The following is a 25,232-nucleotide window of genomic DNA, read 5'->3' on the forward strand; positions in this document are numbered from 1 at the left end:
TGGCGGACGGTTACCAACTCCCGTAAGGGATGCCAAATTTCTCGATATACCGCTTGGACTTTTCGCTGACGGGATACGCGTAGCGTCCTTGGTTCTTACCTTGACTAGGCCCTAGCGGTTCGATTTCCGCCTGTGCTCTGGCGACTTTGACAGGATGGTGGCATGAGTCTCTGACCCAGACTTGCACGACACCACCGGGCGCCAGGCCCAAGTGGATAGACGCGTTATAACGCCCCTTTTGTTCAGGTGTTTTTGTGCAGCGCTGGTTGACGGACTCAAGCATGAGTTGTCTGGCTTCCTCTGGAATATCGATCCAGACCTTATACGTTTGCGGTTCAGCAATGGATTGCCAACGGACATAGATCCGTTTGGGAAGATCAGCACCAACAACAGCTTTTCCTGTGCTTCCCACGCCATGCCAACCACGGGCAGAGTCTGTGCCGTCTTCCGGTTGGCCACCTGAGGCGGATCCTCCACCAGTGCGCAAGAACGTCTCGCCCTTGATGTCTTGCACTGCAGTGTCCTCTACCCAAACCTTCATGTAATTAGGCTCGGTGAACGCAAGTTCCCACCATGGAGACCTAGGATCATTTTTTGTGGAAAGCGGATCAGTTGACTGGCAACCAGTAATTAACAGAGCAACAAACACCGTTATCAGCTGTTTCGCCGGGTGACGATTACCAACTCCCATAGGGAATGCCGTACTTGTCGATATACCGCTTGGCCTTTTCACTGATGGGATAAGCATATTGACCACCATTCTTACCCAACTCGGGCCCCAGCGGCTCCAACTCAGCTTGAGCACGAGCGACTTTCACTGGGCGCCGGCATAAATCTCTTACCCACACTTGCACCACACCACCCGGAGCGAGTCCCAAATAAACTGAGGCCATGAAGCGTGCTGTTTTCTCGGGGGTTTCCGGGCAGCGCTGATGGGTAGACGTCACCATCACTTGCCTGGCTTCTTCAGGGATATCTATCCACGCCCGGTAAGTTTTTTGCTCTGGAATCGATTGCCAGCGGACAAAGATCCGCTTAGGTAGCCCTGCCCCAATAACCGGTTTGCCTGTACCACCAACACCTATCCAACCGCGCGCTGATTCTTTGTCGTCATTCGGCTCAGCACCGCTGGCGTTCCCTCCCCCGGCTCGCAAAAAGGTCTTACCGTCAATGTCTTCCACGGAGCTGTCTTCAACCCACACGTTCATGAAATTGGGTTTGATGAACGCCAGCTCCCACCACGGGTATTTGGGATCATTTTCACCTGAGTTGGAGCTTGTTGCGTGACAGCCTGTGAAGGCCAAAACGCTCAATAGAGCTACGAGTATTCTCATTACCAAAGCTTCCAATCAGCTACGTGAGGATGCTGTACGCGAATGCCATCCTCCGTGGGTGCATTGATGTAGAAAAAGCGAGACAGATTTATTTTTTGAACATCACTTCGTTGAGATCTAGCTCTTCATAGGCCCCCACCTCCGTCTTATAGACGGAGATCGAGGATGTACCAAGTTCGGATTGTAAAAAATCAACAAGCATTCTGAGGTTGCAGTTTTTATACATGGAAGTCGGACGTACTACCGTTGCCTTACCGAGGTCACCATCGTAGGTTCTGACGTGAAACTCATCCATTTCATTCCGAATCACGTAGTTGAAACCACGGTACTCATATCCCGCGTCGTGGTCGACATCATCGAAGCGTGTAGTTTTTTCAATTCTCAAAATAAATTTCCGTGATCCGACTAGCGCCAACCAAACGCAATGCGACACTCAGATAGGGTAAGGGAACAGCCTCGTGAAGCGCTTCATTAAAGGCGAGGTTGTAGGTCAAAAGAACGCTACTCACCAACTCCCGTACGGAATGCCGTACTTTTCGATGTAACGTTTGGACTTTTCGCTGATGGGATATGCGTAGCGCCCTTGATTCTTCCCCTGACTGGGCCCCAGCGGATCGATCTCCGCCTGAGCTCTGGCCACCTTGACTGGACGGTGGCAAGAGTCTCTGACAAAAACCTGCACAACGCCTCTTGGAGCCAGACCCAAATAGATAGAAGCGCTGTAGCTGGCCTGCTGTTCCGGAGCTTCAGGACATCGCTGATTGACCGACTGCACCATCAAGTTCCTCGCCTCTTCGGGCACATCAACCCAAACCTGATATGTCTGTGGCTCGACAATTGATTGCCAGCGCACGTAAATGCGCTTCGGAAGATCAGCACCAATCACTGCTTTTGCTGCACCACCTAATGCATGCCAGCCCCGAGCGGATTCTTTACCGTCTTCAGGCTCCCCGCCTGCGGCTGTTCCTGATCCTGTGCGCTTGAATAGCTTGCCGTTGATGTCTTCTACAGCACTATCCTCAACCCACACCTTCATGTAATAGGGCTCGGTGAACGCAAGTTCCCATGATTCGGATTTGGGATCATTTTTGGCCGACAGCGGATCAGCAGATTGGCAGGCAGTCATGAATAGTGTGCACAGCAGGGTCACAAGAACTTTCATTACCAAAGCGTCCAGTCAGGTACATGAGGATGTTGCACGCGGATTGAGTCTTCCGTGGGGGCGTTGATGTAAACCGCGTTGATTCCACTGCCGTCTTTTCGGCCAAGCGGATGGTTCCAATTGGCGGAGGTGTGAATGTACTTCAATTTCAGCAATTCATCTTCTTGCGGTGTAACGCTGTAGTCCCCCGCCAAAAATCTATCGCACAGGGATTGCAACTCTTCAGGAACGGCCAGATCAGGTGTATCTGGAATGTCGTTGAAGCGAGCGCCCTTTTCTTTTGCCAAGCGGTGCATCACTCGAAGATAGACCCTGGACAACATGCCACTCACCGGGCGTTTAAGCTGCAGAGCGGCATACACACGCTTCACATTGGGACTGAGTCGATCTTGCGGGCCGTTCGGCATCAGCAATGCGTCGGGCGTTACGATTTCAAGCATTTCCTTAGGCCAGCCTTTGGCTAACCATTGGGCCTTGGCATTGACGGCATCACGGTAAATCGAGGTCGTCTTGATATCAGTATTCAAAGGCACGATCAGTGTTTGCATGGGACTTACAAGCACACATTCCTGCGCCTCTTCCAGATAGCCTCCGCCGATATCCGAATGCACACCCGGCAAGGTTATCTCCAAGTGATCCGCTTTGACGCGACTGAGTGCGAAGTTGGCGCGGCATTCATCACGGGCAGACAACTGCACGACATCGGTAAAAAAACGACGATCAAGATAGAGTTTGACGCCGGTAGCTACAGCACTTTTGATGTTGCCAAGATTTGACCAACCAGCAATCGATGGGACGGTATCGAACAAGCCGATAAACCCCATGTTGATGTCACTTTTATACTGGTCGTTAAATTTAGGGCTGAAGGCTCTGGGCAGGTTTCTGAGCACGGTGCCAAGCGGGCCACGACTGGTGCGGACGATCTCATTGGCAAAATGTCGAGCCGCTGCGGCGCCGCGACTGAAGCCAAACGTGTCGAACGTCAATGAAGCGATTTCACTGCCGGGGTTATCGATCAAGACTCGACTGATAGCTTGTTGAATGACTGGAAATGAGGACTCGACTCGACCAGCAACACCTGTTTCACCGCGTCCGGTGCCAGAGCCGAACTTACTGTCTTCTTCTCCAGAACGGGTGCCAATGCCCTCGATATAAACGACGCGGGAGGTTCGCTTCAGCAGCCCCTCTCCCACTGCGTCAGGTACGGCGTCATACAAGTCGCTCAGCCTTTTCACATTGCTGACATCGTTGCCGTAACTGCTATCCGGATCGCTCATGTAAGGCTGACAACTTGCAGGAATATCCTGAGGCGCAATCGGATGCTGCGCCCCACACAGCAATCCAGCCGCCGTGTTATTCGCATTATTCCCAGTGCCATCAAAGAAAACCCCAATCCTCAGCGCAATCCCGATTTTCTCAGGTTCGCGCGCAGGTTCTTTCCCGTGCTTCTCATATTCCGCCCAACGCTGGGCGTGAATATCGACAGGTTTGGCTTCTTCGTAACGAAAATTTTTCGGGGGGTTGGGTACGTAGCCACTCATCCATGTTTCCTGGTTCTGATCCTTGAGAACGGCCCGAAGGGTGACAGCCGTGGCTGGGGGGCGCAAGCCGTGGCCGTGTGCCAGCCAGGGTGTGACAGCGGGGCTCGACGAGGGCTTCCCCTCGTCGGGGTGGGGGTTAGCTGGCGATTTCGACGTTATCCAGCGCTTGGTTGACGGCGATTTCGCCGAGCATCACGACTTGGGCGATGCCCAGTGCGGTTTTGCGGTGCGGGGTGTCGAGCATGGCGGCGAAGTTGAGGAGCATTTCGCTGGCGGAGCCGAGGGTTTCGCTGGCGTTGGCGAGCAGGGATTCGCTGTTGTACTTCGGGTTGGCGAGGTACATGCGTTCGGGTTGTTGGGTGCTGGCCATGATTTGGCTGGCGGGTTTGAGGTAGTGGTCGAGGGCGCGTTCGGCGGCTTCGTGGAAGCGTTTGGAATCGGGGGATTCGTAGGGGGATGTTGGGTCGGTTTCGGGTGGGTTCGGTGTTGGTTTGATCATGGTGAAACTCCTAGTTAATAAAAAGGAGCCTTCACATTCGCTACCAAACGAAGGTGGCGGCCATACGCGGGTTGGTAGACCGGTAACTAGGACCCGGCACACCCGAAGGTGTCCTGCGCATGGCCACCATTGAGCAGAGACCTGATGAGGTCTGCGAACGGTTCGCGATGCGACTAGTTATGGCGGGCTACCAAACCCGATCACTGTTTTTCAGCGACCGACAGACGATAGAACCCGCGACCTAGACGCACAAGCCGGCGGATTCTGGCTTAGTCGTAGGTAACGGCGCAAGGCGTTGTAGGGTTTCGGTGGTTACTTGAGGCTTCGTTTAAACAGTGGTGGTTTTACTGTTTATTTCGGTCAGTGGTTGATGGGGGTGACTGTGTGGGCGTCTTCGCGAGCAGGCTCGCTCCCACAGGGGATTTGTGGTGGGTTTGGGATTTGCGGTGACTGGGCTGGCGTCATCGCGAGCAGGCTCACTCCTACAGGGGGATTTTGTTCACTTGAGGTCGAGTTGGCTGTCGGGGATTGTGCCGGTGAAGCTCGACTCTACCGGGCCGCTCAGGGTGACGGGGCCGGTGCCGTTCCAGTGAACGGTGACGGGGCCCCCGTCGCATTCGACGTTGACGGTGTGGTCGAGCAGGCCTCGGCGGATGCCGTTGACCGCTGCGCCACATGAGCATGAGCCGGAGCCGAGCGGGATGGCGCCGTTGCGCTCCCAGATGCGCAGGCGGATGTGTTGGCGGTCGATGATTTGCACGAAGTGGACGTTGGTTTTTTGCGGAAATAACGGATGGGTTTCGAGGCTCGGGCCGAGGGCGGCGATATCGATGGATCTGAGGTCATCGACGAAATACGTGCAGTGCGGATTGCCCATGTTGCACGCGATTGGAGCGCCGCCGAGCGGTAGAAATAGCGTGTCGTGTTCTTGCGCCAGAGGGATGTCTTGCCAGTCGAACAACGGTTCGCCCATGTCGACGGCGATCAATCCGCTGGGCATGCGTTCGCAGGTGAGCAAGCCACGGTTTGTGCGCAGGGTGATCGATGTCCGGCTGGCTTCGCGCATCAACCTGTCCGCCACGCCACGGGTGGCGCTGCCGCACACGTCAAGCGCTGAGCCGTCGGCGTTCCAGAATTCCACGCGCGCATCGGCGTCTGCGCAATCGAGGACCACGGCGAGTTGGTTGAAACCGATGCCGCGATGACGATCGCCCAGGCGCCGGGCGAGTTGGCTGGTGACGGGGTTGCTGATGTTGCGTGAGTCGATCACGACGAAGTCATCGCCGTTGGCGTGCATCTTATGGAAGGTGAGTGGCATTCGCTGCGTCTCTGCTGCGCGTCATGTTGATCAGCGCTGAACGTTTGCCACCCGGCGCCGGGCGCTCTTCGATGGAGAACGGCACGAAGCCAAGTTTCGGGTAGAGCAGCAGGCCTGCGGTGTTTTCGTTGAAGCAGGACAGTTGCACTTCCTTGGCCTGGTATTTTGCGAAACCCAGCGCGGTCATGGTTTCGACGATGTACCGCGCCACACCCTGGCCTCGAGCGTAGGGCGCGACGATGACGTTGCCGATGCAGCAGATGCCGTCGTGCTCAGCGCGGTAGAAATTGGCGAAGCCAACGAACTCGCCGTTGGCCAGAAAAGCCGTGGAGTCGAAGCGTTGGCTGATTGCGCTGTGCATCTGTTCTTCCGTGAGCGGGAAGTTGGCTTTCGGGAACATGAAGAACAGTTCTTGTTCGCCCTGGGGAAAGCTGCAGAGGGTGTTGACGTCGTCGGCCGTCACTGGCCGGTGGGAGAAATTCATCGCTGCCCTGCCCTCACTTTTTACTCGCCAGATGATGCGCAACCAATGCGTTGGCATGACCGTGGCCCATGCCGTGTTCGTCCTTGAGCCACGCCACCAGTTCCATGTGTTTCTTGTCGCTGATGTCGGCGAGCAGGCTCAGCCAGTGATCGATGGGCTGGCCGTATTTTTTCTCGATGGAGGGGAAGTACGACGCCGGGCCTTTTACTTTGTTGTCTTCGCTCATGCTGCAAGCTCCCTGTGGTCACGACGGAGGGTCGGCGGACGCTCCTTGTCGGCACGGCATAGAGTGGACGCGAAGTGCGGTTCCGGCAACTGCCCGCTCTGCCAGACACCACAAAAAACTGTGGGAGCGAGCCTGCTCGCGAAGGGGCCGTGTCAGCCGACATCATCATAGGCTGACACATCGCTTTCGCGAGCAGGCTCGCTCCCACAGGGGTTGTAGTGGATCAGGGTTATTCGGTGCGGCCCGGCAGCATCCGCACCAGGGTGTTATCCCGCACCCAATAATGATGAAACAACCCCGCCAGCGCGTGCAGACCGATCAGCCAGTAACCCGCGCTGCCAATCAGTTCATGCCAGTACTTCAGTTGCTTGGCGAAGTCCGGGTCGATGGCCACCGGCGCGGGGACGTGGAAGCCAAAGTACGGGAACGGTTTGTCGGCGGCAGCGAGCATCAGCCAGGCGAGGATCGGCGTGGCGATCATCAGCCCATAAAGCGCCAGGTGCATCAGGTGCGAGATGCCGGTCTGCCACGCCGGTGGTTTTGGGGTGATCGGCGGGCGTGGGCTGAGGCGGCCGAGCAGGCGGATCCACACGAGGGCGAAGATGCTCGCGCCGAACAGGCCGTGGAAGCCCATCAGCAAGCCGCGCGCTTCGCTGCCCTTGGGCATGTAGCCCTTGATTTCGACGCATGCGTAGACGCCAACGAACAGCGCCAGCATTAGCCAGTGCAGGGTGATTGAGAGTTTTCCATAACGGGTTACGGCGATGTCGCGGGTCATAAGCTGCGCCTCGTGATTGTCGTGAATGACAGTCGATTCGTTCGACCGTCTCGATCCGGTTGCCGGGCGAACCGACGGCGTTACCCTGCCCGCCCAGTCTTAAGAGAGTCTGAAGACAGAGCGTCAGGTTAACCTTTTTTCACCTTCAGACTTCGTTAAGAAATGCCTCCGATACTCGCCTCAAACCTATTGAGGGAGGCGTTCTGCCCATGCCCGAATTTGACTGGAACATCCCCCTTCCCCTGCGCTTCGGTCAAGCCGAAACGCCGCAGATGACGTTGACCGGTGCCCTGCCCGACGATGCCCTGCGAGAGCCGTTCGAAGCCTTTATCCAGCAACGTTTTCGCAAGGCCCATGGCGCCGACATCCGTCATTTCATGCCCGAGCTGTTCGGCATGCACAACGGCGACGGCGAGTTGTGCGCCGTGGCCGGGGTGCGTCGCGCGCATCTCGAGCCACTGTTTCTCGAGCGCTATCTGGATGAGCCGATCGAGCCGTTGATCAGCGCGGCGGCAGATCGCCCGGTCGAGCGCAGCGCCATTGTCGAAGTCGGCAACCTCGCCGCCAACGACACCGGCAGTGCGCGCCTGAGCATCATCGCCATCACCTACCTGCTGGCCATGGGCGGTCTGGAATGGGTGACGTTCACCGGCAACATCGGCCTGGTCAACAGTTTCCATCGTTTAGGTTTGAAGCCAGTGACATTGTGCGCCGCTGACCCGGAACGATTGGGTGACGAGCGTCAACACTGGGGCAGTTATTACGAAAGTAAACCTTGGGTGCACGTCGGCAATATCCGCGCCGGGTTCATCCATTTGCGCAATATCGGCCTGTTTACCCGCCTGGGTTTGCCGAGTTCGATTGAAGGAGCCTGTCATGTCGCTTGAACTGCAACGCTTCCAGGAAACCCTGCGCGACCATGCCCGGCGCAATGACAACGCGACCGCTCTGTGGGGCGACACGTTGAAACTCGATTACGCCACGCTGTACGCCGAGGTGCTCTATCGCCAGGAGCGCCTGCGCGATGAGCAAGCGCAGGTGATTGCGCTGGCGTTGGACAACGGCGTCGACGCGCTGCTGTGGGATCTGGCCGTGCTGTTCGAAGGCCTGACCTGCGTGACGCTGCCGCCGTTTTTCAGTGCGGCGCAACGCGCTCATTGTCTGCAACAGAGCCAGGCCGAACGGGTGATCGCCGAGCCGGAGCTGGGTGCCGAACTGCTCGCGGCTGGTTATGAACAACGTGGCGAGTTCTGGTGCCGTTCGTTCAGTGGCCCGAATCGCATGCCGGCCGGCACCGCGAAACTCACCTTCACTTCCGGCACCACCGGCACGCCGAAAGGTGTATGCCTGAGCGCCGACAGCCTGCTGCGGGTGGCGCGGGAGCTGGATCAGGCCAGCGAAGCGACCGGCCCGCAGCATCATCTGGCGCTGTTGCCGTTGGCGATTCTGCTGGAGAACCTCGGCTGTTACGCCGCGCTGTATGCCGGCGCCATGTTGAGTTTGCCGAGCCAGAAAACCCTCGGCATTCAGGGCGCCAGCGGCGTCGAGATTCCGCGCCTGCTCGGTTATCTCGCCAGCCGTGCGCCGGAGAGTCTGATCCTGGTGCCGCAGTTGCTGTTGTTGCTGGTCAGCGCCGCCGAACAAAAAGCCTTCGACCCGCAAACCCTGCGCTTTGCCGCTGTCGGCGGTGCGCGAGTGTCTGAGGATCTGCTGCACCGTGCGCAACGGGTCGGGCTGCCAGTTTACGAAGGCTACGGCCTGTCCGAATGCGCCTCGGTGGTGTGCCTCAATCGCCCCGGCGCACGCCGCCCCGGCAGCGTCGGCCGACCGCTGCCACATGTTGAAGTGCGCCTGGCCGAGGACGGCGAGGTGCTGATCAAGGGTTCCACATTGCTCGGTTATCTGGGTGACGCGCCGTACGCCGATGAGTGGTGGCCGAGCGGCGATCTGGGCGAGTTCGACCCGGAAGGTTTTCTCTATCTCAAGGGCCGCAAGAAGCACCAGTTCGTCACCAGTTTCGGGCGCAACGTCAACCCGGAATGGGTCGAGTCCGAGCTGACCCAGCGTCGCCACATTGCCCAGGCGTTCGTTTACGGCGAGGCCTTGCCGCGCAATCACGCCCTGCTCTGGCCGCATCGCCCGGACTGTACCGATGCCGAACTGGCCGCTGCCGTCGCCGAAGCCAACGAGGCTTTGCCCGATTACGCCCAGGTGCATCAGTGGATGCGCCTGTCGCAACCCTTCACCGCCGCCAATGGCTTGCTCACCGCCAATGGCCGCCCGCGCCGCGACGCCATCGTCGCGCAGTACCACAGCCAGTTGACCGAATCCGCTGTTTCCGAGGAGTCCGCATCATGAGTTTTTTCGACACCCTGCAAGAAGCCACGCAACAGGAACGCCACGAACTGTTCAACCTGCCGATCATCGTCGATGCCCTGCAAGGCAAGGTCAGCCTCGAAAGCTATCGGGCGTTTCTCGCGCAAGCGTATTACCACGTGCGCCACACCGTGCCGCTGATGATGGCCTGCGGCGCGCGGCTGCCGACGCGTCTGGAATGGCTGCGCAAAGCGGTGGCCGAGTACATCGAAGACGAATACGGCCACGAGCACTGGGTGCTCAACGACATCGCCGCGTGTGGCGGTGATCGTGATGCGGTGCGCGACGGTCAGCCGTCGTTGTCGATCGAGCTGATGGTCAGCTTCCTTTACGACCTGATCTCTCGGGGCAATCCGGTCGGTCTGTTCGGCATGGTCAACGTGCTCGAAGGCACCAGCATCGCCCTGGCCACCCACGCGGCGGGCAGCATTCGCGAGCGTCTGGCGTTGCCGGAAACGGCGTTCAGTTACTTGAGTTCCCACGGTTCGCTCGATATCGAGCACATGCAAACCTATCGGCGCCTGATGAATCAGCTGGAAGACCCTGCCGATCAAGCCGCCGTGATCCATGCCTCGAAGGTCGTCTATCGCCTGTACACCGACATGTTCCGTGGCTTGCCGCGTGATGCGGAGGCTCAATATGCAGCTGCGTGAGGCGCGGGTGGTGTTGACCGGTGCCAGTGGCGGCATCGGCCTGGCCATCGCCGAAACCTTGTGCGCTGCCGGTGCCCACGTGCTGGCGGTGGCGCGGCATCAAGAGGCACTGGCGCCGCTGCTCAAGCGCTACCCCGAGTCGTTGTGCTGGGTCGCGGCTGACCTGACCTTCCTCAGTGATCGGCGCAAAGTGCTGGTCGCCGCCGAAGCCATCGGCGGCATCAACCTGCTGATCAACGCCGCCGGGGTCAATCACTTCGCCATGCTCGAACAGCTGGATGACAGCGACATCAATGCGATGCTGGCGGTAAACATCAGTGCGCCGATGTGCCTGACCAAACTGCTGTTGCCGCTGCTCAAGCAGGCCGACAGCGCGATGGTGGTCAACGTCGGTTCGACCTATGGCTCGATCGGCTACCCGGGTTACGCCAGTTATTGCGCGACCAAATTCGCTTTGCGCGGGTTTTCCGAGGCGCTGCGCCGGGAGCTCGCCGACACCCGCGTCAGCGTGCTGTACGTCGCGCCCCGCGCCACGCGCACCTCGATGAACAGCGCCGCCGCGCAAGCGTTGAACGATGCGCTAAAGGCCAACGTCGACGATCCGCAAACCGTGGCCTCGGCGGTGATCCATGCGATTGCCGGTGATCGTCGCGATCTCTACCTGGGCTGGCCGGAACGCTTCTTCGTCCGCCTGAACAATCTGCTGCCGCATCTGGTGGATCGAGGCCTGCGCAAGCAGTTGCCGCTGATCCGCCGCCTCAGTGAAAAACCTGACAACGAGTCGCCAAAGCCATGAAAAAACTATCCGCATGCCTGTTGCTCGCTGCCCTGAGTCAAAGCGTCTGGGCGCTGGAACCGGCCGACCAGAAACGCCTGGAGGGCATCCAGCAGAGTTGGGCGCACATCCAATATGAAGTGGCGGAAAAACAGCGCGCCGCCGCGTTCGAGCAATTGGCCAGCGAAACCAACGCGTTCACCACGCAGCGCCCGGCGGTGGCCGAAGCGTGGATCTGGAAAGGCATCGTCACCAGCAGTTGGGCCGGTGCCGAGGGCGGTCTCAGTGCCTTGGGCAAAGCCAAGGACGCCAAAGCCGATCTGGAGAAATCCCTGACCCTCGATCCCAAAGCCCTGCAAGGTTCGGCCTACACCAGCCTCGCCGCGCTGTATGACCGCGTGCCCGGCTGGCCCATCGGTTTCGGCGACAGCGACAAGGCCGAGCAACTGCTCAAGCAAGCCTTGCAACTCAACCCCACCGGCATCGACAGTCTGTACTTCTGGGGCGATCACCTCTACCGTCAGAAGCGCTACGCTGAAGCCAAAGCCGCGCTGCTCAAAGCCCAGCAAGCGGCGCCGCGCCCGGGCCGGGAAAGTGCCGATGCCGGACGTCGCAAAGAGATCGCCGCCCTGCTGGTGGACGTGAACAAGAAACTCGACTGACAGGAGTCCGCGTGCGTTTATTACTGGTTGAGGATGATGTGGCGCTGGGTGAAGGCATTCATCAGGCGCTGGGCCGCGAGGGTTACACCGTCGACTGGCTCAAGGATGGCAGCAGCGCGTTGCATGCGCTGCTCAGCGAAACCTTCGATGTCGCCGTGCTCGATCTCGGTCTGCCGCGCATGGACGGCCTGCAAGTGCTGCGCCGCCTGCGCGACAGCGGTTCGAATCTGCCGGTGCTGATTCTGACTGCCCGCGACGCGACCGAAGATCGCATCGCCGGGCTCGACGCCGGGGCCGACGACTACCTGATCAAACCGTTCGACCTGGACGAGCTCAAGGCACGGTTGCGCGCCTTGTTGCGGCGCAGTGCCGGGCGCGCCCAGGCGTTGATCGAGCATGCCGGCATCAGCCTTAACCCCGGCACCCAGCAAGTCAGCTATCAGGGCCAGCCTGTGGCCCTGACGCCCAAGGAATATCAGTTGCTGCACGAACTGCTGTCGCCACCGGGCCGGGTGATGACCCGCGATCAACTGATGCAACTGCTCTACGGCTGGAATGAAGAAGCCGAAAGCAACACCCTCGAAGTGCACATTCACCATCTGCGCAAGAAGTTTTCCACCGACCTGATCCGCACCATCCGTGGTGTGGGTTATCTGGTGGAGGAGCGTCGATGACCTCGATCCGCCGCCGCACGCTGACTCTGATTATCGGCCTGTTGCTGGCCGGCCTCGCAGTCCTCAGCACCTTCAACCTGCACGACAGCAATCACGAAATCGCCGAGGTCTACGACGCGCAATTGGCGCAGAACGCGCGCCTGCTGCAAGGCGTGATGCGCATGCCCCTGGCCAGCAAACAGCACGCCGAACTGTACCAGGCGTTCAACTCGGCGCTGGGCGAAGCGGTGCCGCGCGGCGACGGTCATCCTTATGAACGCAAAATCGCCTTTCAGGTGTGGAATCCTGCCGGTGATGTGTTGGTGCACACCGCCAGCGCCCCTTCCTTCAAGACGCCGCCAATGCAGCCCGGCTTCAGCGATGTGGTGGATCTGAACAATCGGCACTGGCGCGCCTTTCTCCTCGAAGACACGCAAAACAACCTGCGCATCTGGGTCGGTGAGCGCGACGATGTGCGCGCAGATTTGGTCGACCGCATCGTCCGTCACACGCTGTGGCCGAACGTGGTCGGCAGCCTGCTGCTGGCAGCGATGGTCTGGCTGGCGATTGGCTGGGGCCTCAAACCTTTGGCGAACATGGCCGAGACCCTGCGCGCCCGCCACAGCGGTTCGCTGGAACCGTTGCAATTGGCGCCGCTGCCCAGTGAGCTGGAACCGATGCAGGCGGCGCTCAACCGTATGCTCGCGCAGATCCAGGAAGTGCTCGGCCGCGAGCGGCGCTTTATCGCCGACGCCGCCCACGAAATGCGCACGCCGCTGGCGGTGTTGCGGGTGCATGCGCAGAACCTGCAGGAGGCTGGCACCGAACAGGAGCGCCGCGAATCCCTGGCGTTTCTGATCGCCGGGGTCGACCGCACCAGTCGCCTGGTCAACCAGTTGCTGACCATGGCGCGCCTGGAACCGAAACCCAACCCGCCGCCGCTGCAACCCATCGACCTCAGCGAAACCGTGCGCAACAGCCTGGTGCAATTGACGCCATGGTTGCTGAGCAAACACCTGGAACTGGCCTTTGAAGACAGCGCCCAGCCGTTCAACATCATGGCCAGCCCCGGCACGATCGACATTGCCCTGAACAACCTGATCACCAATGCTGCGAACTTCTCCCCGGAACACGGCGTGATCACCGTGCTGCTCAGCCAGGCTGAGGGTTTCTATCACTTGAGCGTTGAAGATCAGGGGCCGGGCATCGATGAAGCCGACCGGGCGCGCTTGTTCGAACGTTTCTACAGTCGCGGCAATGCCCAAGGCGCGGGGCTGGGGCTGACCATCGTCAACACCATCGCCACGCGATTGAGCGGGCGAATCACTCTGGTCAATCGTGCCGAAGGTGGCCTGCGCGCAACGTTGTCGATCCCCGACGGGCAACCGCGCTCGGCTGCGCAACGCAGCACCCGCGAGCCGCCGCAGATTTGAGTCTGATTGCGACGCCAGGAGCGCCATCACCCGGTAAAAACAGTGGCCGCGCGTCGGAATCTGATCCAGATCAGCTTCCGGGGCTGACATCGGTGTAGAACAGACTCAGCGCACTCTCCTGCGCGTTGCTCGTTCAGCCCCGATGGAGGCTCATCTCATGCTCACTGTCAAAGACCACAATGACCGCGCGGCGCCGGCCTATGCCGCGCACCCCGGTGAATACTGGATCGAGTCGCTCAGGGATGGCCGCCACGTCTTGATCCGTGCCCTGGCCGCCGAGGATCGCCAACGCGAATATGCGTTCATCAAGCGCTTGTCGCCCGAGTCCCGACACCTGCGCTTTCTCGCGCAGATCGGTGAGCCCGGCACCGCGTTGCTCGATCAGTTGATGGACGTCGACTGCAAGCAACGCGCGGCCTTCATTGCACTGGCTCACGAAAATGGTCAATTGATCGAGATCGGTATCAGCCGCTACGCCGCCACGGGCGAACAGGATTGCGAGTGCGCGGTGACGGTCGCCGATGAGTGGATGCATCTGGGCCTGGCCACGCTGCTGATGGAGCACCTGATCAAAGCCGCCCGGCTCAACGGTTTCAAACATCTGTATTCGGTGGATTCGGCCAGCAACACGGCCATGCGCGACCTCGCCCGATCACTGGGCTTTGAAACCCACAGCGATCCTGATGATGCCCACCAGGTCATTCATCGCCTGAGTCTGTAGCGCCATTCCTGCGCCCCGTATCCGCCAAAGGTGCGGAGCGAGGCGCCCGCCGTTGCCGCACGTGAACGCAGCAGACCCTCGTTGCGGGACGGCCTCAGATCGAACGCTGGTTGACCCGTGCCATCAGTTGCTCGGCGCTTTCCTTGCGCTCGGAATAACGGTCAACCAGATGCGCCTGTTGATCGCGCAGCAGCACGGTGAACTTCACCAGTTCTTCCATCACATCGACCACACGATCGTAGAACGGCGACGCCTTCATCCGCCCGGCGTCGTCGAACTCCATGTAGGCCTTCGGCACCGAGGATTGGTTGGGGATGGTGAACATGCGCATCCAGCGCCCCAACACACGCAACTGGTTGACCACGTTGAACGACTGCGAGCCACCGCAGACTTGCATTACGGCCAGGGTTTTACCCTGAGTCGGGCGCACGGCGCCGAGTTCCAGCGGGATCCAGTCGATCTGCGCCTTGAACACGGCGGACATCGCGCCGTGCCGCTCTGGCGAACACCAGACCTGACCTTCCGACCACAGCACCAGCTCGCGCAGTTCCTGCACCTTGGGATGGTCGACCGGAGCGTCGTCGGGCAGCGGCAGGCCGGACGGATTGAAGATCCGCGTTTCGGCACCGAAGTGTTCGAGCAGGCGCGCGGCCTCTTCTACCAGCAAACGGCTGAACGAGCGTTCGCGGGTCGAGCCGTAGAGCAGCAGGATGCGCGGTTTGTGTTCGCCCAAAGGGGACGCTCCTTCGAACAGCGAATGATCAAGATGGGGCAGGTGTTCTGACATATGTCCTCCAGCTCAGAGAGAGCCGATACGATCCAGCTCACGCTGGAGATCAGCGCGGCTGAGTGCTTTAAATGGCAGGCCGAGAAAGGTCGCGCAGCGCCGTTCGATGATCGCCAGCGTGGCAGCAAACGCCGCGTCCACGGCGACATCGTCGCCAATCACATCCGAGGGATCTGCCAGACCCCAATGGGCTTTGAGTGCGGGGCCGAAGTACACCGGGCAGCTCTCACCGGCGGCCTTGTCGCAGACGGTGATGACAATGTCTGGCGGATTGTCTTCGAACGCGTCATTGCCCTTGCTATACAGGCCATCGATGGCAATGCCGGCCTGTTGCAGCGTCGACAGGCTGCGCGGCAACACTTGGCCCTTGGGGAAACTTCCGGAACTCACGGCCTCGAATCCGGGGCGCGCCAGATGATTGAACATGGCTTCGGACAGGATGCTGCGGCAGCTGTTGGCCGTGCACATAAACAGGACTCGCATGTTTTCTCTTTCCTCAGCAGCAGGCAGCTTCGCGAACCGGACGCCCGTCCATGTTCTGCAGGCGGGCGGCGTTGTCCTTGAGCCAATCGGCGTTGGCTTTGGACGTCACTTGCAGGATTTCGCGAACCCACGCAGGAAGATCAGGGTTGAGGCGGTAATAGACCCATTGCCCCTGACGGCGATCGAGCAGCAAACCATTGCTGCGCAGTTGCGCGAGGTGGCGGCTGATTTTTGGCTGGCTGTCGCCGAGTGCGCACATCAGTTCGCAGACGCAGAGTTCACCTTGATCGGCGATGAGCAGCATGGCGCGGACGCGGGTTTCGTCGGCGAGGCTCTTGAAGACTTCGGTGGGGGTGATCATGGGACGGGCTCAATACATACGGAAAATCGAATATACGGATATCCATATATAAATCAACTTTGAATTTGTCGCCCTCCCTGTAGGAGTGAGCCTGCTCGCGATAGCGGTATGTCTGTGAGTCAGATGTCGACTGGCACACCGCTATCGCGAGCAGGCTCACTCCTACAAAGGATCTACGGTTGGCGGGACTGTCCGCGTAACAAGCCCTGCTCCGCCTCACACAGCCCCACCACATAATCCCAGACCACTCGCAGCCGCACCGACTTGTGCAACTCGCGCCGGGTGCTGATCCAGTAGCTGCGCTCGATGCTTTCATCCGGCAGCAACGGCACCAGATCGGGATCCGACTCGGCCATGTAGCAAGGCAGCACTGCAATGCCCAATCCCGACCGCGCCGCTTCCTGCTGAGCAATAACGCTGGTGCTATGGAACACAACCCGAGGGCTGCGGCAGAAGCTGTTGAGAAACATCAATTCCTGGCTGAACAGCAAATCATCGACATAACCAATCCACGCATGCCGCCCAAGGTCTTCGCGGCTTTGCAGTGGCGGGGCTTTATCGAGATAGCGTTGGCTGGCGTACAACGCGAGTCGATAGTCGGTGAGTTTGCGCGTGACCAGCATGTCCGCCGCCGGGCGCTCCAGATGGATGCTGATTTCCGCCTCACGGTTGAGGATGCTGACGAAGCGCGGCACCGCGACCAGTTCCACTTCCAGCCCCGGATAACGCTCGAACAAGCCGATCATGCGGCTGGCGAGAAACTTGATGCCCAGCCCTTCGGTGACGCCGACACGAATCTTGCCCAGTGGCGCAGTGGATTGGGTGATCTCTTCCTGCGCCAGCAACGCCACGTTTTCCATCGCCTCAGCATGCTTAAGCAGCGCCTCCCCCGCCGGGGTCATTTCGTAGCCTTGGGCGTGCTGGACGAACAGCGCGGTGCCGAGGCTTTTTTCGATGGCTTCGATATGGCGGGCAACAGTGGCGTGGGTAGTGTTGAGACGGCGGGCGGCGGTGAGCAGGCGGCCGCTGCGTTGCAGCTCGAGAAAAAACCGCAGGTCGTTCCAGTCGAACATGGCGTGTCCTTGTCGGCTATGGTCAATGCAGGCTGTTTAAAAACGCACAGCGGCTGCGCAAAAACTAACATTCTTTTAACGAAAGCTAACAACTAGAGTGTCCGACAATAAAAACAAAAAGCGAGGTCAGGGAATGCAGACTTCCCTTGATGAATACGACTACATCGTGGTCGGCGCCGGCCCTGCCGGGTGTTTGCTGGCCAATCGACTGTCGGCGGATCCGCAGCAGCGCGTGCTGTTGCTCGAAGCCGGCGGGCGCGACAACTATGCGTGGATTCACATTCCTGTCGGTTACCTGTTCTGCATCGGTAACCCGCGCACCGACTGGTGCTTCAAGACTGAACAACAACCGGGCCTCAACGGCCGCGCGCTGAGCTATCCGCGCGGCAAAGTGTTGGGCGGTTGTTCCTCCATCAACGGCATGATCTACATGCGCGGCCAGGCCAACGACTACGATGGCTGGGCGGCCGAGGGCAATCCGGGCTGGGCCTGGAATGACGTGATACCGCTGTTCAAACAGAGCGAAAACCACTTTGCCGGTGCTGCTGAATTCCACGGCGCCAAGGGTGAATGGCGGGTCGAACAACAGCGCCTGTCGTGGCCGATTCTGGATGCGTTTCGCAGTGCGGCTGAGCAAAGCGGCATCGCCAGCATCGACGACTTCAATCAGGGCGACAACGAGGGTTGCGGCTACTTCCAGGTCAATCAGAAATCCGGGGTGCGCTGGAACGCGGCGAAGGCATTTTTGAAACCGGTGCGTGACCGGACGAATCTGACGGTGCTGACCGGGGTTGAGGTGGATCGGGTGCTGCTCGAAGACGGTCGCGCCTCGAAAGTCAGCGCGCGTCACGAAGGTCAAATCAAACAGTTCAAGGCACGCAAAGAGATCATCTTGTGCGCCGGTGCCGTTGGATCGCCGAGCATTCTGCAACGCTCCGGAATCGGTCCGCGGCCGCTGCTCGAACGCTTGGGCATCGGCGTGATTCATGAGCTGCCGGGCGTCGGCGGCAACCTGCAGGATCACCTGCAACTGCGCCTGATCTACAAACTGGAAAACGCGCGAACGCTGAACCAGATCGCCGGAAGCGTCTGGGGCAAGATGGGCATGGGCCTGCGCTATCTGTATGACCGCAGTGGGCCGCTGTCGATGGCGCCGAGTCAGTTGGGCGCGTTTGCGCGCTCGGGGCCGGAGCAGACTTCGGCGAATCTTGAATACCATGTGCAGCCACTGTCCCTGGAGCGTTTTGGCGAGCCGTTGCACAGTTTCCCGGCGTTTACCGCTTCGGTGTGCGATCTGCGTCCGCAGAGTCGTGGGCGCATCGACATTCGTTCGGCAGATCCGCAGGAGGCGCCGCTGATTCAACCCAATTATCTAAGCCATCCCGAAGACCTGCGCGTGGCAGCAGATGCCATCCGCCTGACCCGGCGCATCGTCAGCGCCCCGGCCCTGCGCGCATTCAAACCGGTGGAATATCTGCCCGGCGCCAGCCTGCAAAGTGACGAAGAATTGCAGCAAGCGGCGGCGAAGATCGGCACGACGATTTTCCATCCGGTTGGCACCTGCCGCATGGGCAATGACGGCGATGCGGTGGTCGACGCGCAGCTGCGCGTGCACGGTGTGCCCGGTTTGCGCATCGCTGATGCCTCGATCATGCCGCGCATCACCTCGGGCAATACGTGTTCGCCTACGCTGATGATTGCGGAAAAGGCTGCTCAACTGATCCTCAACCCTAATGCTGTGAACACAACCCCTGTAGGAGTGAGCCTGCTCGCGATGACGGAATAACATTCGACATCTGTGTTGGCTGATACACCGCCATCGCGAGCAGGCTCACTCCTACAAGGAACCGCGTTTGATTCAAGGCATCACCCGGACACGCAACACCAGTGGAACAACAAAAACAATCACTGTGAGGGATACCGATATGTCAGAACACGTTCAGCCGCTGGACGCCGTGCGCAGCGCGGAGACCAGCCCGGATACACGCAAAGTCATCTTCGCTTCCTCACTGGGGACGGTGTTCGAGTGGTATGACTTTTTCCTCTACGGCGCCCTCGCGGCGGTGATCAGCAAACAGTTTTTCGCCGGGGTCAACGACACCACGGCGTTCATCTTTGCGCTGATGGCCTTCGCCGCCGGCTTTATCGTGCGGCCGTTCGGGGCGCTGGTGTTCGGTCGGTTGGGGGACATGATCGGGCGCAAATACACCTTTCTGGCGACGATCATTCTGATGGGCGTGGCGACCTTCTGCGTCGGCCTGCTGCCGACCTACGCCAGCATCGGCATCGCCGCGCCGATCATTCTGGTGCTACTGCGCATGCTCCAGGGTCTAGCGCTCGGCGGTGAATACGGTGGCGCAGCAACTTACGTTGCCGAACACGCGCCAATCGGCAAGCGCGGTTTCCACACCAGCTGGATTCAGTCCACCGCCACTCTCGGCCTGTTGCTGTCGCTGCTGGTGGTGCTCGGTTGCCGCTACTTCACCGGCGATCAGTTTGAAGTCTGGGGCTGGCGGATTCCCTTCCTGCTGTCGATCGTGCTGCTGGGCATTTCCACCTGGATCCGCCTGAGTCTGCATGAGTCCCCGGCCTATCTGAAAATGAAAGAGGAAGGCAAAACCTCGAAAGCGCCGATCCGCGAATCCTTCGGCAAATGGGAAAACCTCAAGGTCGTGTTGATCGCCCTGTTCAGCATCAACGCCGGGCAAGCGGTGACCTTCTACGCGGCGCAGTTCTACGTACTGTTCTTCCTCACCCAGTTCCTGAAAATGGACCCGGCGGTGGCCAACACCTTGCTGATCATCAGCGTGGTCATCGGCGCGCCGTTCTTCATCTTTTTCGGCTGGCTGTCGGACAAGGTCGGCCGTAAACCGGTGCTGATGCTCGGCTTGCTGCTGGCCACAGCGCTGTATTTCCCGATCTTCAAATCCCTCGCGCACTACGCCAACCCGGCGATCGATCAGGCCAGCCGTCAGGCACCGATCACCGTGCTGGCGGATCCGGCGACCTGCACCTTCCAGTTCGATCCGGTGGGCAAAGCCAAATTCGACAGCCCGTGCGACAAGGTCAAAACCTTCCTGGTCAAGCAAGGCCTGCCCTACTCCAGCGCCGCTGCGCCTGCTGGCAGCGCCGTACAAGTGAGCGTCGGCGACGTCAAACTCGATGGCTTCGACGAGGCCGCACTGCGCGGCGCGATCACCTTGGCCGGCTACCCGCAACAGGCCGATTTGCAGCAGATCAACAAGCCGATGATCGTCGCCCTGATCGTGGCGCTGATCATCATCTCGGCCATGTGCTACGGCCCGCTCGCGGCGCTGATGGTCGAACTGTTCCCGACGCGTATTCGCTACACCTCGATGTCGCTGCCGTACCACATTGGCAACGGCTGGTTTGGTGGATTTCTGCCAACGGTGTCGTTTGCGCTGGTGGTGTACACCGGGGACATTTTTTATGGGCTGTGGTATCCGGTGTTGATTACCGGGGTGAGCCTGGTGGTGGGGATGATCTGTTTGCGTGAGACGAAGAATATCGATCTCGACAAGAACTGAAACTCAACCAGGCAACTCAATCGGCGAGGGCTTTGACCCTCGCCGTTTTTTTGCTCAGGCATCAGCCTTGATCACCTCAAACTTCACCTGATCCGGATAAAACGCCACGTAGTCCTTGATCGGCCCGACCGAGATTTTCGGCTTCTCATAAGTCCACACCGCGTTCGCCCCTTCATGCCCCGGCACTTGCAGACTGAAGTAATTGGCGTCGCCCTTGTAAGGGCAATAACTGGTGTGGTCGGTGCGGGCGAAGTACTTTTCGTCGATGTCTTCGCGGGGGATGTAGTAGACCGGCGGGTAGTTGGCTTCGTTGAGGATCAGTACGTGGGACGAGGCGGCGACCTGAATGCCGTGGAATTTAACTATCAGGCAGCCGGGAAGTTGTTCGAGGGCAATGACGGGACTAGGGCCGGAGCTTTTCATGGGGTTCTCCTGAATACGGCGAAGAGACCGGTTCAGGTATAGCTCATTGGTTCTGGTTGGGGTGGGTTTGCAGCCGAACGGCCCCTCAACATCAAAAGCCCCTCACCCTAGCCCTCTCCCGGAGGGAGAGGGGACCGATTGGGGGATATTGACGAGATTCACCGACATGAACGATTGGATTTGAATCCATAATCGACTCGGTTTTTCAGGTCGATGTATTTCGCCAGACAACTCGGTCAGTCCCCTCTACCTCTGGGCGGTCCGACGTTTCGGGAGGGTTAGGGTGAGGGCCGCTCTTCAGGCATCAAGCAACGATATCAGCCGCCACCGCCTGCCCAACCACACCCACAGCAAAGTCCACCGCCCCCTGCCCCGTCAGGTCAACCATCAGGCTGGTCTGATTGGTCTGCGCGAAGTAAGTCAGAATCGCATCGCCCGCATGCCCAGTGAAACCGCTGACAAAGTTCAACGACGCCGCACCCGTGGCGAAACCGGCGATCCCCGACAAGTCGATCTTGTCCAGGCCGCTGGTGAAATCCATGATCCAGTCGGGTGCGGTCATGGTCGAATCGCTGGCAGCACCAAACACGAAAGTATCCTCACCTGCACCGCCCCACAAGGTGTCTGCACCGCCACCACCGTAGAGGATGTCGTTGCCGGCACCGCCGACCAGTTCGTTGCCAACGGCGTTGCCGATCAGCAGGTCATTGCCTGAACCGCCGATGGCATTCTCCACGGTCACACCGTAAGCAACGGAAACGTTGCCGACCAAGCCACCCACATCGGAGAACGAACCTTCATTGAGGTTGATCTTCTGGTTCTGACTGAAGCCGGAGAAGTCCAGCGTATCGTTGCCGCCGCCGTCCCACACCGAGAACACCACTTTGGAGGACGCCGAAGTAGCGCTGTAAAAATCGCGCTCGGCATTGGAATTGAAACCGTACGTGGTGTCATCGGCACGGGTAGCGTAGTTGGCTCCATACAATTTTTGCACCGCGACAATATCGTCGAGCAACGGCGCCGAGGCGTACGCGCCGCTGCCGTCTTTGCTGAAATTCTGATCGGTGTTGGCTTCGCTCCAGTAGCTCATCAGGCTGTAGCCGCGAGTGTCTTCGGCGTATTTCGCGTCGTTGTAGGTCGGGTTGCCGTTGCCGGCGTTGTAGGCGCCAGGGTGCGACAGGCCGAGGGTGTGACCGATCTCGTGGGTCAGGGTCTGGCGCCCGTAGTTGTTAGTGTCCGGGGTCTTGTTGACCTGATATTGATCGTTGATCAGGTACCACGACTGGCCGTCATAGCCACCGCCGCTGGGCAGGTAAGCGAATGCCGCACCACCGGTGCTGACGTCGTAGTTGCCGAACGTCATGTGGCCATCGCCGCCCTTGCCTTCAGTGAAGGTGACATTGGCGACATCAGCCCAGGATTGCATGGCCAGCACAGCCTGCGCTTTTTGCTGGGCGCTGAACTCGCTGAAGTTGCCCAGCTTGACGTTGTAATTCGCCGGTTTGTCGGTCAGAAAGCTGTAGCTGAGGTCGATCTTGCCATCAGCATTCTTGTCGCCCCACGACAGGCCTTTGCGCAGGATTTCATCAGCGGCCTGATCGGCAGTGAATGAGGGTTTGCCGTTGACCAGCCCGACGCCACGGTCATACAAGTGGCTGAAAGCATCGATCTGGTCGAAAGCGCTGGTGGTTTTGGATTTGGCTTGAGCCATGGTGGACTTCCTTGTTTCTGAGTAGTCAGTGTCGACAGACCACGGCGATCTTCTGGCGAGATCGTCCTGTCACTCGCGTGTTTGCATCGGCGAAAAACCTGACACAGGCGCAAACCGGGCGCTAATCAATTTCTCGATAGCCCGGGCTGCGTCCCTGTATTACCCGTCATGTGCTGCAATGCTTTTTATCTGTATATCCATACAGATAAAAGTTGCCGCTGACGCCAAGTCCGGCCATTCTGTGCACCTGTGCGGACCTTGATCGACGTGGGTGGTTATGCGGTTGTACCTCTGTGAAAAACCTTCTCAGGCCAAAGACATTGCGGCCGTGCTCGGCGCCAGGCGTCGGGGCGACGGCTGCTGGCTGGGAACAGACGTCACGGTAACCTGGTGCATCGGCCACTTGCTCGAAACCGCCCCGCCGGATGCCTATGACGCCCGCTACAAGCGCTGGGTCCTGGCCGATCTGCCGATCATTCCGGACAAGTGGAAAATGACCGTCAAGCCGCGCACCGCCAGCCAGTACAAAGCGGTCAAACGCCTGCTCGGCGAGGCCAGCGAGCTGATCATCGCCACCGACGCCGACCGTGAGGGCGAGATGATCGCCCGCGAACTGGTCGAGCACTGTCGCTATCGCGGGCCGATCCGGCGTTTGTGGCTGTCGGCGCTGGACGAAGCTTCGATCCGCAAAGCCTTGGCGGCACTGAAGCCGGGGGCCGAAACCTTCAGCCTGTATCACTCGGCGCTGGGCCGCTCGCGGGCGGATTGGCTGATTGGCATGAACATGAGTCGACTGTTTACGCTGCTCGGTCGGCAATCGGGTTATCAAGGCGTGTTGCCGGTAGGCCGGGTGCAGACGCCGACCTTGCGCCTGGTGGTGGATCGCGACCGCAGCATCGCCGATTTCGTGCCAGTGCCGTTCTGGGCGATTGATGTCGGTCTGCTGCATAACGGCATACCGTTTACTGCGCAGTGGCGTGCGCCGTCGGATGCCTGTGACGATCAGGATCGCTGCCTGAATCAGGCGTTGGCCCAGCAAGCGGCTGCGGCGATCAGCAGCGCTGCCAGTGCCCGGGTGGTCAAGCTGAAAACCGAGCGCATGCGCGAGGTGGCGCCCCTGCCCTTCGATCTCGGCACCTTGCAGGAAGTCTGCTCGAAGAAACTCGGCCTCGGCGCGCAGGAAACCCTCGACATCGCCCAGGCTCTCTACGAAACCTACAAAGTCGTCACGTATCCACGCAGTGATTGCGGTTATTTGCCGCTGAGCCAGCACAGCGAGGCGCCGGGGATTCTCGCCGCGTTGCGGCAGGCCGATCCGGGTCTTGAGGCGCTCAACGGGTTTCTGGAGCCGCAACGCAAATCCCGCGCGTGGAACGACGCCAAGGTCAGCGCGCACCACGGCATCATTCCCACCGCTGCAGCGAAGAACCTTGAACGCCTGACCGGCAAACACCGCGCGGTCTACACGCTGATCCGCGCGCGCTATCTGGCGCAGTTCCTGCCCAATCACGAATACGATCGCACCCAGGCCGATTTCGATTGCGCTGGTGAAGCATTGCGTGCGGTCGGCAAGCAGATCATCGAACCGGGCTGGAAACGCGCACTGCCCGAGGCGCTGGCAGCGGCCAAGGGCCGCGAAGCACCGGTACCGCAAACCTTGCCGGCACTGACGCAAGGCGTTGAGTGCGCGGTGGCTGACGTCAAGTTCAAGGATCTGTGGACGCAACCGCCCAAACCCTACACCGAAGGCGATCTGATCAAGGCGATGAAAAACGTTGCCAAACTGGTGGAAGATCCGCTGCTCAAACAGAAGCTCAAGGACACCACCGGGATCGGCACTGAAGCGACCCGCGCCTCGATCATTCAGGGCTTGCTTGACCGTGGTTATCTGGTGAAAAACGGCAAAGCCCTCGCCGCTACCCCGGCGGCGTTCAGCCTGATCGACGCGGTGCCCCGCGCAATTGCCGACCCCGGCACCACAGCCATCTGGGAGCAGGCGCTGGACATGGTGCAAAGTGGCGAAATGAGTCTGGAAGAGTTCGTCACCAAACAGGCGGCGTGGATGAGCAAACAGGTGACGCGCTGTTCCAGTCTCAGCCTGACCATCAGCGGCCCGCCACCAGCCGGCAAAGCGGCGGCCCCGTGGAAGAAAAAACGCAAATCGACCCGTAGCAAAACCACGGGTACGACAAAACGCACAGCGAAACCGTCAGGCAAATAAAACCCGCTAG

The 25,232-nt window shown here is 59.7% G+C and carries 27 protein-coding genes; 11 read left to right on the forward strand and 16 right to left on the reverse strand.

The window, feature by feature from the left end:
• Window positions 1-10: 10 nt before the first annotated feature.
• From HU754_RS18130 to HU754_RS18175, 10 genes are all read right to left on the reverse strand, one after another.
• Window positions 11-691, reverse strand: coding sequence for a DUF2931 family protein (locus HU754_RS18130; RefSeq protein ID WP_225919923.1), 681 nt, complete (start codon window positions 689-691; stop codon window positions 11-13).
• Window positions 678-1,334, reverse strand: coding sequence for a DUF2931 family protein (locus HU754_RS18135; protein WP_186623527.1), 657 nt, complete (start codon window positions 1,332-1,334; stop codon window positions 678-680). Before HU754_RS18135 ends, HU754_RS18130 begins: the two co-directional genes overlap by 14 nt.
• A gap of 88 nt (window positions 1,335-1,422) precedes the next feature.
• On the reverse strand, window positions 1,423-1,719 hold the full coding sequence (locus HU754_RS18140) for a hypothetical protein (RefSeq protein ID WP_186623525.1): 297 nt from the start codon (window positions 1,717-1,719) through the stop codon (window positions 1,423-1,425).
• 120 nt (window positions 1,720-1,839) lie between these two features.
• Complete coding sequence (locus HU754_RS18145) at window positions 1,840-2,496, reverse strand: DUF2931 family protein (protein ID WP_186623523.1); 657 nt, start codon at window positions 2,494-2,496, stop codon at window positions 1,840-1,842.
• On the reverse strand, window positions 2,496-4,037 hold the full coding sequence (locus HU754_RS18150) for a phospholipase effector Tle1 domain-containing protein (RefSeq protein WP_186623521.1): 1,542 nt from the start codon (window positions 4,035-4,037) through the stop codon (window positions 2,496-2,498). The genes HU754_RS18145 and HU754_RS18150 overlap by 1 nt, the downstream gene beginning before the upstream one ends.
• Before the next feature lie 136 nt (window positions 4,038-4,173).
• Window positions 4,174-4,536 (reverse strand): DUF6124 family protein, encoded by a 363-nt coding sequence (locus tag HU754_RS18155; protein WP_016982978.1) that lies wholly within the window; start codon window positions 4,534-4,536, stop codon window positions 4,174-4,176.
• Window positions 4,537-5,035: 499 nt separating this feature from the next.
• Window positions 5,036-5,854, reverse strand: coding sequence for a diaminopimelate epimerase (dapF, locus tag HU754_RS18160; protein ID WP_186623519.1), 819 nt, complete (start codon window positions 5,852-5,854; stop codon window positions 5,036-5,038).
• Window positions 5,835-6,338 (reverse strand): GNAT family N-acetyltransferase, encoded by a 504-nt coding sequence (locus HU754_RS18165; protein ID WP_186623517.1) that lies wholly within the window; start codon window positions 6,336-6,338, stop codon window positions 5,835-5,837. The genes dapF and HU754_RS18165 overlap by 20 nt, the downstream gene beginning before the upstream one ends.
• A gap of 13 nt (window positions 6,339-6,351) precedes the next feature.
• On the reverse strand, window positions 6,352-6,564 hold the full coding sequence (locus tag HU754_RS18170) for a DUF4287 domain-containing protein (RefSeq protein WP_186623515.1): 213 nt from the start codon (window positions 6,562-6,564) through the stop codon (window positions 6,352-6,354).
• Between the two features lie 229 nt (window positions 6,565-6,793).
• Window positions 6,794-7,342 (reverse strand): cytochrome b, encoded by a 549-nt coding sequence (locus HU754_RS18175; RefSeq protein WP_093437191.1) that lies wholly within the window; start codon window positions 7,340-7,342, stop codon window positions 6,794-6,796.
• Window positions 7,343-7,551: 209 nt separating this feature from the next.
• Here HU754_RS18175 and HU754_RS18180 point away from each other — a divergent pair, with 209 nt between their 5' ends.
• From HU754_RS18180 to HU754_RS18215, 8 genes are all read left to right on the forward strand, one after another.
• Entirely contained in the window at window positions 7,552-8,229 is a 678-nt protein-coding gene (locus HU754_RS18180) for a thermostable hemolysin (protein WP_186623513.1), read from the forward strand.
• Window positions 8,219-9,700, forward strand: coding sequence for an AMP-binding protein (locus tag HU754_RS18185; protein WP_186623511.1), 1,482 nt, complete (start codon window positions 8,219-8,221; stop codon window positions 9,698-9,700). Before HU754_RS18180 ends, HU754_RS18185 begins: the two co-directional genes overlap by 11 nt.
• The gene (locus tag HU754_RS18190; RefSeq protein WP_186623509.1) at window positions 9,697-10,371 is read left to right on the forward strand and encodes an iron-containing redox enzyme family protein; all 675 of its coding nucleotides are present in this window, start codon (window positions 9,697-9,699) and stop codon (window positions 10,369-10,371) included. Before HU754_RS18185 ends, HU754_RS18190 begins: the two co-directional genes overlap by 4 nt.
• Window positions 10,358-11,167 (forward strand): SDR family oxidoreductase, encoded by an 810-nt coding sequence (locus HU754_RS18195; RefSeq protein ID WP_116255406.1) that lies wholly within the window; start codon window positions 10,358-10,360, stop codon window positions 11,165-11,167. Before HU754_RS18190 ends, HU754_RS18195 begins: the two co-directional genes overlap by 14 nt.
• Window positions 11,164-11,808, forward strand: a complete 645-nt coding sequence (locus tag HU754_RS18200) for a tetratricopeptide repeat protein (protein ID WP_186623507.1) — start codon at window positions 11,164-11,166, stop codon at window positions 11,806-11,808. Before HU754_RS18195 ends, HU754_RS18200 begins: the two co-directional genes overlap by 4 nt.
• Before the next feature lie 11 nt (window positions 11,809-11,819).
• Complete coding sequence (locus HU754_RS18205) at window positions 11,820-12,482, forward strand: response regulator (RefSeq protein ID WP_007910671.1); 663 nt, start codon at window positions 11,820-11,822, stop codon at window positions 12,480-12,482.
• Window positions 12,479-13,894: an ATP-binding protein gene (locus HU754_RS18210; protein ID WP_186623506.1), complete on the forward strand. Its 1,416-nt coding sequence runs from the start codon at window positions 12,479-12,481 to the stop codon at window positions 13,892-13,894. The genes HU754_RS18205 and HU754_RS18210 overlap by 4 nt, the downstream gene beginning before the upstream one ends.
• Before the next feature lie 157 nt (window positions 13,895-14,051).
• Window positions 14,052-14,615, forward strand: coding sequence for a GNAT family N-acetyltransferase (locus tag HU754_RS18215; RefSeq protein ID WP_186623504.1), 564 nt, complete (start codon window positions 14,052-14,054; stop codon window positions 14,613-14,615).
• A 94-nt stretch (window positions 14,616-14,709) separates the two neighbouring features.
• On the opposite strand, the gene arsH is transcribed toward HU754_RS18215, so the two are convergent.
• The 4 genes from arsH to HU754_RS18235 form a co-directional block, all read right to left on the reverse strand.
• Complete coding sequence (arsH, locus tag HU754_RS18220) at window positions 14,710-15,402, reverse strand: arsenical resistance protein ArsH (protein ID WP_093437161.1); 693 nt, start codon at window positions 15,400-15,402, stop codon at window positions 14,710-14,712.
• A 12-nt stretch (window positions 15,403-15,414) separates the two neighbouring features.
• Complete coding sequence (locus tag HU754_RS18225; RefSeq protein WP_186623502.1) at window positions 15,415-15,885, reverse strand: arsenate reductase ArsC; 471 nt, start codon at window positions 15,883-15,885, stop codon at window positions 15,415-15,417.
• A 13-nt stretch (window positions 15,886-15,898) separates the two neighbouring features.
• Window positions 15,899-16,246 (reverse strand): metalloregulator ArsR/SmtB family transcription factor, encoded by a 348-nt coding sequence (locus HU754_RS18230; RefSeq protein WP_116255403.1) that lies wholly within the window; start codon window positions 16,244-16,246, stop codon window positions 15,899-15,901.
• Window positions 16,247-16,419: 173 nt separating this feature from the next.
• The gene (locus tag HU754_RS18235) at window positions 16,420-17,319 is read right to left on the reverse strand and encodes a LysR family transcriptional regulator (protein ID WP_099758677.1); all 900 of its coding nucleotides are present in this window, start codon (window positions 17,317-17,319) and stop codon (window positions 16,420-16,422) included.
• 133 nt (window positions 17,320-17,452) lie between these two features.
• Between HU754_RS18235 and HU754_RS18240 the strand changes: the two genes are divergently transcribed.
• Both HU754_RS18240 and HU754_RS18245 read left to right on the forward strand, forming a co-directional pair.
• Window positions 17,453-19,105: a GMC family oxidoreductase gene (locus HU754_RS18240; RefSeq protein ID WP_186623498.1), complete on the forward strand. Its 1,653-nt coding sequence runs from the start codon at window positions 17,453-17,455 to the stop codon at window positions 19,103-19,105.
• A 139-nt stretch (window positions 19,106-19,244) separates the two neighbouring features.
• A complete protein-coding gene (locus tag HU754_RS18245; protein ID WP_016982967.1) occupies window positions 19,245-20,867 on the forward strand; it encodes an MFS transporter in 1,623 nt (540 codons plus the stop codon).
• Window positions 20,868-20,921: 54 nt separating this feature from the next.
• Here HU754_RS18245 and HU754_RS18250 read toward each other — a convergent pair whose 3' ends face one another.
• Entirely contained in the window at window positions 20,922-21,290 is a 369-nt protein-coding gene (locus tag HU754_RS18250) for a DUF427 domain-containing protein (RefSeq protein ID WP_116255400.1), read from the reverse strand.
• Window positions 21,291-21,594: 304 nt separating this feature from the next.
• A complete protein-coding gene (locus tag HU754_RS18255) occupies window positions 21,595-23,001 on the reverse strand; it encodes a serralysin family metalloprotease (protein ID WP_186623497.1) in 1,407 nt (468 codons plus the stop codon).
• Window positions 23,002-23,278: 277 nt separating this feature from the next.
• On the opposite strand from HU754_RS18255, the gene HU754_RS18260 reads away from it, so the two are divergent.
• Window positions 23,279-25,222, forward strand: a complete 1,944-nt coding sequence (locus HU754_RS18260) for a DNA topoisomerase III (RefSeq protein ID WP_186623496.1) — start codon at window positions 23,279-23,281, stop codon at window positions 25,220-25,222.
• Window positions 25,223-25,232: the final 10 nt, after the last annotated feature.

The organism is Pseudomonas zeae, from assembly GCF_014268485.2.
In the GTDB taxonomy this organism is placed as follows: domain Bacteria; phylum Pseudomonadota; class Gammaproteobacteria; order Pseudomonadales; family Pseudomonadaceae; genus Aquipseudomonas; species Aquipseudomonas neuropathica.